The sequence below is a fragment of the Arthrobacter sp. AOP36-C1-22 genome (genome assembly GCF_052377515.1).
Lineage (GTDB): Bacteria > Actinomycetota > Actinomycetes > Actinomycetales > Micrococcaceae > Arthrobacter_H.
The window spans coordinates 38,094-50,142 of record NZ_JBQSWW010000025.1; the positions used below are offsets into that span (position 1 = coordinate 38,094).

13 protein-coding genes are annotated in these 12,049 nt (G+C 68.6%); 7 read left to right on the forward strand and 6 right to left on the reverse strand.

Translation table 11 applies throughout. From position 1 onward, the window contains the following. Positions 1-8 precede the first annotated feature (8 nt). On the forward strand, positions 9-140 hold the full coding sequence (locus tag ACT3S6_RS12945) for a putative transporter small subunit (protein WP_444555301.1): 132 nt from the start codon (positions 9-11) through the stop codon (positions 138-140). Between the two features lie 141 nt (positions 141-281). Here ACT3S6_RS12945 and ACT3S6_RS12950 read toward each other — a convergent pair whose 3' ends face one another. Both ACT3S6_RS12950 and ACT3S6_RS12955 read right to left on the reverse strand, forming a co-directional pair. Next, the gene (locus ACT3S6_RS12950) at positions 282-1,109 is read right to left on the reverse strand and encodes a DNA-methyltransferase (protein ID WP_444555315.1); all 828 of its coding nucleotides are present in this window, start codon (positions 1,107-1,109) and stop codon (positions 282-284) included. A gap of 107 nt (positions 1,110-1,216) precedes the next feature. Then, positions 1,217-2,881, reverse strand: a complete 1,665-nt coding sequence (locus tag ACT3S6_RS12955; RefSeq protein WP_444555302.1) for a DEAD/DEAH box helicase — start codon at positions 2,879-2,881, stop codon at positions 1,217-1,219. 391 nt (positions 2,882-3,272) lie between these two features. On the opposite strand from ACT3S6_RS12955, the gene thiO reads away from it, so the two are divergent. Genes thiO through ACT3S6_RS12970 form a run of 3 tightly spaced genes read left to right on the forward strand, consistent with a single transcriptional unit; the run spans position 3,273 to position 5,495 of the window. Then, complete coding sequence (thiO, locus tag ACT3S6_RS12960) at positions 3,273-4,460, forward strand: glycine oxidase ThiO (RefSeq protein WP_444555303.1); 1,188 nt, start codon at positions 3,273-3,275, stop codon at positions 4,458-4,460. After that, positions 4,457-4,705: a sulfur carrier protein ThiS gene (gene thiS, locus ACT3S6_RS12965; RefSeq protein ID WP_444555304.1), complete on the forward strand. Its 249-nt coding sequence runs from the start codon at positions 4,457-4,459 to the stop codon at positions 4,703-4,705. The genes thiO and thiS overlap by 4 nt, the downstream gene beginning before the upstream one ends. After that, on the forward strand, positions 4,698-5,495 hold the full coding sequence (locus ACT3S6_RS12970; protein WP_444555305.1) for a thiazole synthase: 798 nt from the start codon (positions 4,698-4,700) through the stop codon (positions 5,493-5,495). Before thiS ends, ACT3S6_RS12970 begins: the two co-directional genes overlap by 8 nt. Positions 5,496-5,520: 25 nt before the next feature. Here the strand turns inward: ACT3S6_RS12970 and ACT3S6_RS12975 are convergent, their stop codons facing one another. After that, on the reverse strand, positions 5,521-6,984 hold the full coding sequence (locus ACT3S6_RS12975) for an RNB domain-containing ribonuclease (RefSeq protein ID WP_444555306.1): 1,464 nt from the start codon (positions 6,982-6,984) through the stop codon (positions 5,521-5,523). Between the two features lie 79 nt (positions 6,985-7,063). Here ACT3S6_RS12975 and ACT3S6_RS12980 point away from each other — a divergent pair, with 79 nt between their 5' ends. Then, positions 7,064-7,744, forward strand: coding sequence for a ferritin-like fold-containing protein (locus ACT3S6_RS12980; RefSeq protein WP_444555307.1), 681 nt, complete (start codon positions 7,064-7,066; stop codon positions 7,742-7,744). A gap of 43 nt (positions 7,745-7,787) precedes the next feature. Beyond that, entirely contained in the window at positions 7,788-8,168 is a 381-nt protein-coding gene (locus tag ACT3S6_RS12985; protein ID WP_444555308.1) for a 4a-hydroxytetrahydrobiopterin dehydratase, read from the forward strand. A gap of 99 nt (positions 8,169-8,267) precedes the next feature. Here ACT3S6_RS12985 and ACT3S6_RS12990 read toward each other — a convergent pair whose 3' ends face one another. Together ACT3S6_RS12990 and ACT3S6_RS12995 are read right to left on the reverse strand one after the other, a co-directional pair. Continuing rightward, positions 8,268-8,495 carry a DUF3107 domain-containing protein gene (locus ACT3S6_RS12990; protein ID WP_444555309.1) on the reverse strand — a complete coding sequence of 76 codons (228 nt, stop codon included), beginning with the start codon at positions 8,493-8,495 and terminating at the stop codon, positions 8,268-8,270. A gap of 67 nt (positions 8,496-8,562) precedes the next feature. Next, a complete protein-coding gene (locus ACT3S6_RS12995) occupies positions 8,563-9,144 on the reverse strand; it encodes a TetR/AcrR family transcriptional regulator (RefSeq protein WP_444555310.1) in 582 nt (193 codons plus the stop codon). Positions 9,145-9,271: 127 nt separating this feature from the next. On the opposite strand from ACT3S6_RS12995, the gene moeB reads away from it, so the two are divergent. Next, positions 9,272-10,456 (forward strand): molybdopterin-synthase adenylyltransferase MoeB, encoded by a 1,185-nt coding sequence (gene moeB / locus ACT3S6_RS13000; protein ID WP_444555311.1) that lies wholly within the window; start codon positions 9,272-9,274, stop codon positions 10,454-10,456. A gap of 32 nt (positions 10,457-10,488) precedes the next feature. Here moeB and ACT3S6_RS13005 read toward each other — a convergent pair whose 3' ends face one another. Continuing rightward, positions 10,489-11,865: a glutamyl-tRNA reductase gene (locus tag ACT3S6_RS13005; protein WP_444555312.1), complete on the reverse strand. Its 1,377-nt coding sequence runs from the start codon at positions 11,863-11,865 to the stop codon at positions 10,489-10,491. Between the last annotated feature and the right edge of the window lie 184 nt (positions 11,866-12,049).

A 12,049-nucleotide genomic window follows, 5' to 3' on the forward strand; every position in this document is an offset into this window, starting at 1 on the left:
GAAACGACATGGAACCGATGATCCTGACCGTGTACATGCTCATCTGGCCGGTGATCGTGGCCGGAACACTGTTCGTCATCGCGCGGGCCTTCCTGCGCGAATGGCGCCAGGCACGTCGAGACGACCGCACGATGGTCTGACCCGTTCTGGGGGGACCCCACGCTCCGGTGCCCTGCGGGGTGCCGGAGCCGACGGCCGCCGGCACCACCAGTACTCCTGGGGTGCCACGGCCGTTTCGTGGTTAACGGCGTCGACCGGTCGAGGCCGGGGCGGCGCATTGGTCAGCTCCGGCGGAAATCCGTCTGCTCGGGCAGGCGCGTACGCATGGTGTCGATCGCCGCGGGATTGGCATCCACGCAGACGAACCGCCGATCCAACTGGGAGGCGGCGGCCCCGGTGGTCCCGGACCCGGCGAAGAAGTCCAGCACCCAGTCTCCCGGGCGGCTGCTCGCGGCGATGATCCGGCGCAGGATGCCCACTGGCTTCTGCGTGGGATAGCCGGTCTTCTCCTTGCCGGTGGGCGAGACGATGGTATGCCACCAGACATCGGTGGGCAGCTTGCCGCGGGCCGCCTTCTCGGCAGTGACCAGACCGGGAGCCATATAGGGTTCGCGGTCGACCTCGACGGAATCGAAGTGGTACCTCGAAGGGTTCTTGACGTAGACGAGGATGTTGTCGTGTTTGGCAGGCCAGCGGCTCTTGGACCGGGCGCCGTAGTCATAGGACCAGATGATCTCGTTGAGGAAGCACTCCCGGCCGAAGATGGCATCAAGCATCACCTTGGCGTAGTGGACCTCACGGAAATCCAGGTGCAGGTACAAGGTGCCGTCGTCGGCCAACAGCCGCCAGGCCTCGATCAGCCGCGGTTCCAGGAAGGCCCAGTAGTCATCGAAGGCGTCGTCGTAGCTATGCAGGGCCCCCCGGATGGTCGAATAGCTGGCGCCCTTGAACCCGACCCGGTCACCGGTGCCATCGGTGTTGCGGACCATCGTGGTGGCCTGGCGGGACTGCTTGCGCCCGGTGTTGAACGGCGGATCGAGGTAGACCACGGTGAACGCGCCATCGGGCAAGGTGGGCAGGAAGTCGGCGTTGTCGGCCTGGACGACCAGATCGGGTCCCTCCGGGGACCATGGGTGCTCGGACCCGACACGGGTGGGGACCCCGGCCGATCGGCCGGGGTCCCCACCGGAGGTAGGCGTGGTGGCGCCCACAGGTGCTACTCGGACTCGTTGCGGTTGACGACCTCGCCGTGGTGCCGGCGCGTCCGCGAGCGGCGGCGGCGTGCCGGACGGGCCGCCTCGTCGCTGGTGGGTCCGGTCTCGGCGGGCTGGCGGTTCGTCTCCCCGGTGGCTTCGCGGTTGGGACGGTCGGAGCGGCCGTGGCCGCGGCCCCGACGCCCGGCGCCGTCCCCACCGGATTCCGAGCCGCGGCTGCGACCGCGTCCGCGGCCCGCGTCGCGGCCCGAGCGGGAACCGGTTCCCCGGCCCTTCTCGCGCTCTGCCGGACGTTTGCCGGTTTCGCCCAGGTCCTCGAGCTTCTCCCCGGACAGTCCCTGGAGCTTGCGTTGGTTGCGCGGCAGCCGTCCCTTGGTCCCGGCCGGGATGCCCAGATCGGTGAACAGGTGCGGTGAGGAGGAATAGGTTTCCACCGGATCGGCCTGGTCCAGTCCCAGGGCCTTGTTGATCAGGCCCCAGCGGGGGACATCGGACCAATCGACGAACGTGATCGCGGTCCCCTTCTTCCCCGCACGGCCGGTGCGGCCGATCCGGTGGAGGTAGGTCTTCTCGTCCTCGGGGCACTGCAGGTTGATCACGTGGGTCACATCCTCCACGTCGATGCCCCGGGCGGCGACCTCGGTGGCGACCAGCACGTCGACCTTGTGGTTGCGGAAGGCGCGCAGTGCCTGCTCGCGGGCGCCCTGGCCGAGGTCCCCGTGGATCGCGCCGGCGGCGAAACCGCGGTCGATCAGTTCCTCGGAGAGCTTGGCGGCGGAGCGCTTGGTCTTGGTGAAGATGATGGTGCGTCCGCGGCCTTCGGACTGCAGGATGCGGGCGACGACTTCGTCCTTGTCCAACTGGTGGGCGCGGTAGACGACCTGGCGGATGTCCTTCTTGGTGATGCCGTCGTCCTCGGGGTCCGCGGCACGGATATGCGTCGGATGGGACATGTAGCGGCGGGCCATCGACACGACGGCGCCGGGCATCGTGGCCGAGAACAGCATGGTCTGGTGCACGGCGGGGATGGCGGCGAGCAGCGTCTCGACGTCGGGCAGGAAGCCCAGGTCGAGCATCTCGTCGGCTTCATCCAGGACCACGATGCGGATGTTCTTCAGGTTCAGGTACTTCTGCTTATGCAGGTCGATCAGACGCCCCGGGGTGCCGACCACCAGTTCGACGCCCGCGGTGAGCTGCTCGATCTGCGGCTCGTAGGCGCGACCACCGTAGATGGTGGCGATGCGGGCATTGCGCTTGGTCGCGGCCTTCTGGATGTCGGCGGAGACCTGGTTGGCCAGTTCACGGGTCGGAGCCACGATGAGGGCCTGAGGTGCGCCGGGGCTGGGCAGCTTGTCGTAATCGGGGTCGTCCCGGCCGATGACCCGCTGCAGGGCGGGAATGCCGAAACCGAAGGTCTTGCCGGTGCCGGTCTTGGCCTGCCCGATGATGTCGTGTCCGGCCAGCGCGACCGGAAGGGTCATCGACTGGATCGGGAACGGGTGGATGATGCCGGCGTCGGCGAGGGATTCGACGATGTCCTCGCGGACGCCGAAGTCTGCGAAGGTCTGTTCGGGCAGCTCATGCGGGGCATCCTCGCTTGCGAGGAGACCGTCGACCGGAAGTTCGATGGTTCCGGTGTCGTCGGTGAGTTGTTGCTCAGTATTCAATGAAATCTCATTCGTTTAGGCGCCGGGGCTCGGTGTGCTCGACGTCCTCTGAAAACGGAGAGCGGAGTCCACCGCAGCAGCGGCGCGTCCAGCGGAGCCGATCGCGGGCTAACCAGCGCGAATGAACGCGCAAAAGGTGCAGGTTCGCTGGGAATTCCTGCCAAGTAAATGCGTCTGGTACGACCGGGCATCCTTGTCTACCCCTCCAGTCTACCGTGCCGCGACATAATCACCGCTTCGACCCGGCGACCGCGCGTGGCGTGCGTTAGGCTGGAACCGAACCACGGGAGCCCGCAGACGGGCTGAGAGGGCGCTGCGCCGCAGATGCGGTACCGAGCGCCGACCGAGACACCTGATCCGGATCATGCCGGCGGAGGGAAGGTAAAACAGTATGCATTGTGCGGTCATCGGCGCCGGCATCGTCGGCTTGTCCATCGGCTGGGAACTGGCCCGCAGCGGATACCGTGTCACCCTGATCGATCCCGAACCCGCCACCGGGGCCACCCATGCCGCGGCGGGGATGCTCGCGGCCGTCACCGAATTCCACTACCAGGAACAGGGCCTGCTGGGACTCTCCGTTCCCGCCGCCGACGCCTGGCCCCGGTGGGCCCGGGAACTGGAAGCAGCCAGTGGCCGACCCACCGGCTTCGAGGCCTGCGGCACGCTGGTGGTTGCCGCCGACGGCGCCGATCGAGCCGATCTCTCGGCGCTGGCCGAGGCCCAACGCACCGTCGGGTTGGGGATCGGGGAGCTGGGCACCGCGGCGGCCCGCGAAGTCGAACCGCTGTTGGCCCCCCGGCTGGCCGGGGCCTTCCGGGCCCCCGGGGACGCACGGACCGACCCGCGCCGCACCGCAGCCGCCTTGCTGGCCGCCCTCGAACTCGAATCCGGTGTGAGCGTGAACCGCCGGCGGGCCACCGGCGTCGTCGCCGGAGCACACGGGCCCGTCGTCCAGACCCTGGGTCCCGACGGGGCCCGGGAAGACCTCGAAGCCGATGAGGTCATCCTGGCCACCGGGACCGGAAGGACCGGAGAGCGCGGGGGAGCGGGGGAGCGGATCAGTGGATTGCCGGCCTCGCTGCGGCTTCCGGTCCGCCCGGTCTTCGGCGATGTGCTCAGGATGCGCCCGACCGCCACGGCCCCGCGTCCGGCCGGCTCCACGGTGCGCGCCCTGGTCTCCGGGCAACGGGTCTACATCCTTCCGCGCCGCGACGGGGAAGTGGTCGTGGGGGCCACCGAACGCGAGGACGACCAGCCCGGCATCAGCGTCGAGGGCGTGCACCGGCTGCTACGTGACGCCCTGCGGGTGATGCCCGCCCTGGCCCACTATGAACTGGTGGACCTGACGGCCCGGGCCCGTCCATCAACCCCCGACCACCTGCCCCTGCTCGGACGCATCGGCCCCGGACTGCTGGCCGCCACCGGATTCCACCGCCACGGGGTGCTGCTCAGTGTGGCCGCGGCAGCCACCATCCGCGGGCTGATTGGCCCGGTGCCCGGGGCCACGCCGCCGAGACCACCCCCGGCCAGCCTCGACCCGACCCGACTGGCACCCTTCGACCCCTGGAGATTCTCATGAACGACACCACGCCCCCACTGATCCTGAACGGACAGGCCGAACCCCACGCCGCCCTGAGCGTGCTGGAGCTGATCCAACGCGAAACGGGCCTGGCGCTGGGCGCCGATGGCCGCACGAGCGAGGGAACGAGCCCCGGGCTGGCCGCCGCGGTCAACGACGAGGTCGTTCCCCGCTCGGCCTGGGCCCGGACCCGGTTGCAGCCGGGGGACCGGATCGAACTGCTCTCGGCGGTGCAAGGTGGGTGAAGGTGCGGGAACCGACGACCTCCTCCTGGACGGAACCCGCTTCGGCTCACGGCTGATCACCGGGACCGGCGGGGCCCCCGGGCAGGACGTGCTCGAAGCCGCCCTGCGTGCTTCCGGAACCGAACTGACCACGGTGTCGATGCGCCGCCACGCAGTGGTCCCGGGCACCGAATCGATCTTCGCGTTGCTGGGACGGCTGGGCATCCGACTGCTGCCGAACACCGCAGGATGCCATACCGCCCGTGAAGCGGTCCTCACCGCCAGGATGGGCCGCGAAGCGGTGGAGACCGACTGGGTCAAACTCGAGGTGATCGCCGACGACGAATCACTGCTGCCCGATATCCCCGAACTCCTCAAAGCCACCGAGGAACTGGTGGCCGACGGGTTCAAGGTCTTCGCCTACACCAACGACGACCCGGTGGCCGCCCAACGACTCGAGGACCTGGGCTGCACGGCGGTCATGCCGCTGGGGGCACCCATCGGCACCGGCCAGGGGATCCTGAACCCGCACAACATCGAATACATCGCCTCCCGGCTGACGGTCCCGGTGGTGCTCGACGCCGGGATCGGCACCGCCTCGGATGCCGCCCTGGCCATGGAACTGGGGTGCGACGCCGTGTTGTTGGCCACCGCCGTCACCCGGGCCCAGGATCCCGCCCTGATGGCCGAGGCCTTCAGGCATGCGGTGCGGGCCGGTCGACTGGCCCAGCGGGGCGGGCGGATCCCGCGTCGGCCCATGGCCCAGGCCTCCTCGAGCATGCAGGGACGGGCGGAGTTCCTGCTGGGCTGAACGGGTGGGGCCGCCGGCCGGTCGTTTAGTCGATCCTGAACAGTACGGTGCGCCGGTCGATATCGGCCTCGATCAGTTCGGCCTGGACGCGTTCGCCGGCTTCGGCCCGGCCCAGGAAGCGGGCGTTGACCGCCGGGTCCAGAAGCTGCAGGCGCCCGCCCGGGGCCTCACCGTTCTCCCGGGCCCTGGCCGCCTGCTCGGCGGTGGTGCCATTGAGGGTGATCGCATCGAATTTCTCCCCGATCCGGTCCGAGAGCAGGGCGGCCTCGACGGTATCGATGGCTGCCCGTTCGGCGGTTCCCGCCACCTGGTTGGAGGACTGCATCAGCTCCGGCAGCAGGACAAGGGCCCGGCGGATTCCCGCAGGAACCTCGGCTCCGCGGACCAGATGCTCGCAGACGACGAGGCTGAACCGGTCCACCAGCCGGCGCAACGGGGCCGTGGTGTGCGCATAGGGGGCAGCGATGGCCGCCTGGATCCGTTCCTCGGGGGCTTCGCCGTCGAACGCGGTATACCCGGCCCCCCGGAAGAGCGAGGTGGCGGCATGCATGATGGCCAGCTGACGGGGCTCGGTGACATCGAGCGAGCGCAGGAACTCCCCGTAGGGGACCCCGTCGCGCCAGGGGGTCCCCAGGGAGGCGGCCTGGCGGCGGAAGGCCGTGGACCCGTGCTCATCGGGGGCGGGCATGGTCCGCAGGATCCCGATCCCGCCCTCGAGCATGATCCGGGCGGCCTCCATCCCGGTCAGCAAGGAGATCTGCGCATTCCAGTCCTCCACCGGCAGGGCCGCCCGGACGGTCAGGCAGGGGACCCCGTCCTCGTCCACCTCGACCTCCTGCTCGGGGATGCGCAGGCTCGCCCCACCGCGCTCGCGTTCGGCCTCGATGCGCTTGAGCCCGACTTCCTTCAACAGTGCCAGCGACTCCGAGGCATGCCCCTCGTCGATCGAGGCCTGGACCCCGGCGTAGTCGAGCTTCTGCCGACTGCACACCGTGGCCCGGAGGAGCCCGGTCCGGCGCACCAGTGCCGCCGCATCCAGGTGGAACGTCCAGACATAGGCGCCACGGCGTTGCCCGGGCAGCAACGAGCCGGCATCCTCGCTGATGATCTCCGGGTGCAGGGGCACCCGGTGGCCCGGCAGATACAGGGTCTGTCCACGGTGCCTGGTCTCGGCGTCGAGGGCGCCGCCCAGCTCGACCAGGGCCGGGACATCGGCGATGGCATAGCGGACCACATAGCCCTCCCCGTCACGGGCGAGGTGGACGGCCTGGTCGAGATCGGTGGAAGCGGCCGGATCGATGGTGACGAACTCGATTTCCGTCAGATCGTGGTCGGGCAGGACCAGGGAATCGATGGCGGTCCTGGCCTCGGCCAACGCCTGCGGGGGATAGTCCCCGGGAAGCTCCAACGCGGACACCACCGAGTCCAATGCCTGGACGAGACGGGTCTGCGCGGCATTGGTCTTCAGCTCAAGGGGTTTGTGCACCACGGATTCAGCCTAACCACAACATGGAAGGAAACCAGCGCCCGGGCCGGGGAGGAACCGTGCCGGAGGTAGGCTGGCCTGCATGACCGAGCTGCCACCGCCGACCCTTGACGACGCGACCCGAGCCCGGGCCGAACTGGCCCTATGCGGGCTGATGGCCTACCGGGAACTGACCGCGTTCGAACGCCTGTCCTCCGATGCCCGCTTCTCACCGACCATCATCGACCGGGTGGCGCTGGCCCGTCTGGCGGTCCACGAGTTCGGGCACTACGAACGGGTCGTGGAGGTCATCACCTCCCGGGGGGCCGAGCCGACGGATTCCATGGAACCGTTCGTGGCCTCCATCGATGCCCTGCACGATCGCACCCGCCCGGGGGACTGGTACGAATCCCTGATGAAGGCCCACGTCATCGACTCGGTCTCGGGGGATTTCTATGTTGCCATCTCCCGGGGCCTGGATCCCGACGTCCGTGGACTCGTCCAGGAGGTGCAGGCGCTGGACGCACAGAACCAATGGCTCCACGAACGCCTCCAGGAAGCCCTGGCGGAAGATCCCCGACTGGCCTCCCGCTTGGCGTTGTGGGGACGGCGGCTGCTCGGCGAGGCCCTCACCCAGGCCCGCAGGATCGCCGATAGCGGCCTGTTCAACGACGCACTGATCACCGAGGCGGATGAGGCCGGGGAGGAACCCCTGGGCGTCTTGTTCGCCCAGCTCGTGGAGAACCATTCACGCAGGATGGCCGCCTTGGGGTTGACTGCCTGAGCCGCTCGCACGAGCATGGGCCCAGGGAGCGAAAGGAGAGATCATGACCGATCCATCCACCGGCCCGGGCGACGGCGTCCTGACCGGTACCCAAATCAATGAGGCCTTGGCCGGGCTGCCGGATTGGCGGCATCGACGAGGTGCCCTGGTGACCGCCTATGCCTTCGAATCCTCGGCCGCGGCCATCGGGTTCATCGCCGCCGTGGGGGCGATCGCCGAGGAACGCAACCACCACCCCGATCTGGACTGGCGCTACGACACCGTGTTCCTGGCGGTGTCCTCCCATGAGGCAGGCAGTCAGGTGACCGGCCAGGACACGGGCTTCGCCGAGGCCGTCTCCCAGGCCGCGACACGGGACGGCGGGAGTGCCGAACCGCAGCGACACCCGGCCGTGCACGAAGGGAACGATGGCGAGAACCCCTGACGGACCGCAGGATTCCTGACCACGGCGACGCCGGGCCACGAAAAACGGCCGGCCCCGACGTCTACCGTCGGGGCCGGCCGTTGCTCGGCATGCGGCCTGCTAGGCCTGGGCGGCGAAGCCCACGCGACGCGGTTCCTCGGCGCCGACCTCGACATAGCCGATGACACCGGCGGGAACGATGACCTGGCGGCCCTTGGAATCACTGAGCACCAGACCGGTGGAGCCGCTGATGGCATCACGGACGGTCTGGGTGACCTGCTCCGTGGTTTCAGCCGATTCGATGACAACCTCGCGGGCAACATTCTGGATTCCGATGCGCACGTCCATGGTGGCTCCTCTTAAGTCGGGGTGGGCGCCTGAAGCGTCGCCCATATACGTCAGGGTCAAATCTACGTCAGGATTCCTTCGGGAACCGAGCGATTCCGCGCCAAGCTAAACGCGAGACCAGGTCGCTGGCCTCGTCGAGGTCGACCTCGCCCTCCAGCTCGAGCCAGTAGCGGGCCGCGACCTGCGCCATGCCGGACATGGCCCGGCCCAACAGCACCGCTTGGGCCTGGCTGAGCCCGGTGTCCTCGGCGATGACCCCGGCGATGGCGTCGGCGAAACCGGCGTTGAACGTCTCCAGACGCGAACTGACGGCGGAATCATGCATCAGATCCGATTCGAAGACCAGACGGTGGGCCTGGCTGTCCCCGGCGATGAAGCCGAAGAACTCGCGGATGGTCGCCTGGACCCGCTGCTTGTTGTCGGTGGTGGAGGCAATGGCCTTGAGCAGGCGTTCGGACAAGGCCTGCAGGTGTTCGTCGAGCAGCGCGAGATAGAGTTCGCGTTTGCCCGGGAAGTGCTGGTAGAGCACCGGCTTGCTGACCATGGCGACATCGGCGATCTCGTCCATGGCAGCACCATGGTAGCCATGGGCCACGAAGACCTGGTGCGCGGCCTGAAGCAATTGCCGCCGTCGCTGGTCCCGCGGCATCCGAGGGGTCCGCTGGGAATTTTCTGGACTGCGCTCCACTGCCTGCCTTTCCTCCGCAACGTCGTCGTCGTTACGGATGGAGTCATTCTACCCATGGGTATTCCGTGGCTGGGACTAGGCTGGGAAAATGCAGGACGCGATACGAACAGCTCCCGGCCCCCTGGTCGAACCAGCAGCCGAACTGGGCCCGGACGAACTCAAACGGTATTCACGGCACATCATCATCCCCGAGGTCGGTCTGGAGGGACAGCGACGACTGAAGAACGCCCGAGTCCTGGTCATGGGCGCCGGCGGGCTGGGCTCTCCGGCCCTGCTCTATCTGGCGGCCGCCGGTGTCGGGACGATCGGGATCGTGGAGGACGACACGGTCGAGGTCTCGAACCTGCAACGCCAAGTCATCCACGGCGTGTCCAATCTGGGGCAGGGGAAGGGCGAGTCCGCCCGGGAGAGCATCGCCGAGATCAACCCGTTCACCGACGTCGTCCTGCACGAGGTGCATCTGGACAGCACCAACGCGTTGGAGGTCTTCGCCGATTACGACCTCATCCTGGACGGCACCGACAACTTCGCCACCCGCTATCTGGTCAACGACGCCGCAGCGATCCTGGGCAAACCCTATGTCTGGGGTTCGATCCTGCGTTTCGACGGCCAGGTGAGCGTCTTCTGGAACGGCCAGGGCCCCACCTATCGGGACCTGTACCCGGAGGCCCCGCCGGCCGGAAGCGTCCCCTCCTGTGCCGAAGGCGGAGTCTTCGGGGTGCTGTGCGCACAGATCGGGGCGGTCATGGCCGCCGAGGCCATCAAACTGATCACCGGGATCGGTGAGTCCCTGCTGGGCCGGGTGCTCATCCTCGACGCCCTGGCCATGAACTGGCGTGAAATCCGTTTGCGGCCCGACCCTGAGACCGTCCAGCCCACCGAACTGCTCCAGGACTATCCTGCCTTCTGCGGGATCGCCCCGGCCGAGGCGACGGAGCGTGAACTGCCGACGATCGATCCGCTGGGACTCCGCGATCTGCTGGGGGAGCGGGCCGCCGGGAGCAGGGACTTCGTGCTGCTCGATGTCAGGGAAGCAGGCGAGGCGGAGATCGTGGCCATCGACGGAGCCGAGCTGGCCCCGCGCGGCCAGGTCCTCGGGGGAGACATCGACGTGCCCCGGGACAAGGACGTGGTGCTGCACTGCAAATCAGGCGGACGCTCCGGCGAAGTACTGGGCTATCTGCTGGACCACGGCTATGACAACGTACGGCACCTATCCGGGGGCATCGCCGCCTGGGTCGAGCAGGTGGAACCCGGGAAGTCGATGTACTAGGGCCCCGGCCGCGAGGCGGCCCGCGGAGGCCGCTAGGCTTCGCGGCGTCCGGGGCAGGGGGCGCCGTCGGTGCCCGTTGCCGGCAATCCCACCGGGCCGGTGACCGGATCCGCGGGCCGGGGCTGCTGCCCGTCCCCGGGGCCCCGGGCCACGGGGGCGTCCTCCAGCTCGATGCCGAAGAGCGTGCCCAGGGCGTCCTCGACATCGCCATGCCGACCCTCGGCGGCTAGGTCCCTGGCCCTCACGGTCGGGACATGGAGGAGCTGGCGCATCATGCGGCGCATGGCGAATTCGACTTCCTCGGCGGCAGCGGTGCACCCATGCTGGGCCCGAACCTTCTGCACTTCGGTCTCCAGGACCTTCTGGGTGTGCTTGCGCAGCGCGACGATCGCGGTATCGGCACTGCGCTGGCGCTGCTGACCAGCGAACCTATCGGCGGCATCGGTGACGATGGCCCGTGCCTGGGCCACGGCCTCCGACTGTTCGGCGGGAGCGGCCATGCGCACCGACTCCAGGGTGATCAATTCGACGCCGTCCAACTCGAGGACATCGGGGTCCACATCGTGGGTCAGTGCCAGGTCGATCGCGACCAGGGGCCTGCCGTTCCGATCCAACGCCCGCAGCTCGGCCGCATCGATGCGCACCCCGCCGCCGCTGCAGCCGATCAAGACGTCGGCCTCACGCAACACGGTGGGCAGGGCAGCATCGTCGATGGCCGTTCCGCCGCGGGAGGCGGCGAAGACATCGGCCCGGCCGGAGGCCGAATAGACGGACACCTCGTGGGCGCCGCGTTCCTTCAGCCGGGCCATGGTGGCCCCGGCATAGGCGCCGGTGCCGAAGATGACGACGTTGAGGTCCGCCCAGCTGGTGGTGGCCGAAAGGTCCTCGGACAGGTCCAGGGCCACCGAGACGATGGACAGGCCGCGCCCGCCCAATGCGGTGCGGGTCCCGACGTCCTTGGCGGCCCGTGAAGCACTCTGGAACAACCGGACCAGGGATCCGGAGGCCGTGCCGGTGGCCTGGGCATCGATGAGGGCCCGTTTGACCTGTCCGGCGATCTCACGTTCGCCGATCACCGCCGAATCGAGTCCGGCGCCCACGGCGAAAAGGTGGGAGACGGCGTCGTCCTCCGTCTTGGTCTCCAAGGCCTGGGACACCTGCTCCTCGGCCAGCCCGGAGGCGGCGGAGATCTGCTCGATGACTGCCTGGCGTGCTGCGGGAACCTCGTCCTGGCCGGGGGCCTCGCAGTAGACCTCGTAGCGGTTGCACGTGGACAGGACGACGGCGCCGGAGACCGGGGTGGTGCCGTCGAGCACGGCAGAAGCGACCCCGTCGGAGGCGGCGCTCAGCCGGGCCACCGTTTCGAGGTCGATATCAGAATGGGAGGCGACAAGTGCTAGGAAAACCACAATGTCCAACATCGTACCTCCGGAGCGCTCTCCAGGACACGCAGGCTGCCCTAACCTCCGGGCCCGGTTCCCCCGGAACGGCGGGCGGAAACAGGTTTTTTACGAGTCGTAGAACGTGTCGTTGGCCACGAAGGTCCCGCGCGCGCATCAAGGATTAGCGGTTCGGTGGGTGGACTTGGCAGAA

Coding starts and splice junctions, on each gene's coding strand:
- ACT3S6_RS12980 (WP_444555307.1), top strand. CDS start 7,064: ATGACCGAGCTGCCACCGCCGACCCTTGACGACGCGACCCGAGCCCGG.
- ACT3S6_RS12995 (WP_444555310.1), bottom strand. CDS start 9,144: ATGCCGCGGGACCAGCGACGGCGGCAATTGCTTCAGGCCGCGCACCAG.
- ACT3S6_RS12945 (WP_444555301.1), top strand. CDS start 9: ATGGAACCGATGATCCTGACCGTGTACATGCTCATCTGGCCGGTGATC.
- thiO (WP_444555303.1), top strand. CDS start 3,273: ATGCATTGTGCGGTCATCGGCGCCGGCATCGTCGGCTTGTCCATCGGC.
- thiS (WP_444555304.1), top strand. CDS start 4,457: ATGAACGACACCACGCCCCCACTGATCCTGAACGGACAGGCCGAACCC.
- ACT3S6_RS12990 (WP_444555309.1), bottom strand. CDS start 8,495: ATGGACGTGCGCATCGGAATCCAGAATGTTGCCCGCGAGGTTGTCATC.
- ACT3S6_RS12985 (WP_444555308.1), top strand. CDS start 7,788: ATGACCGATCCATCCACCGGCCCGGGCGACGGCGTCCTGACCGGTACC.
- moeB (WP_444555311.1), top strand. CDS start 9,272: ATGCAGGACGCGATACGAACAGCTCCCGGCCCCCTGGTCGAACCAGCA.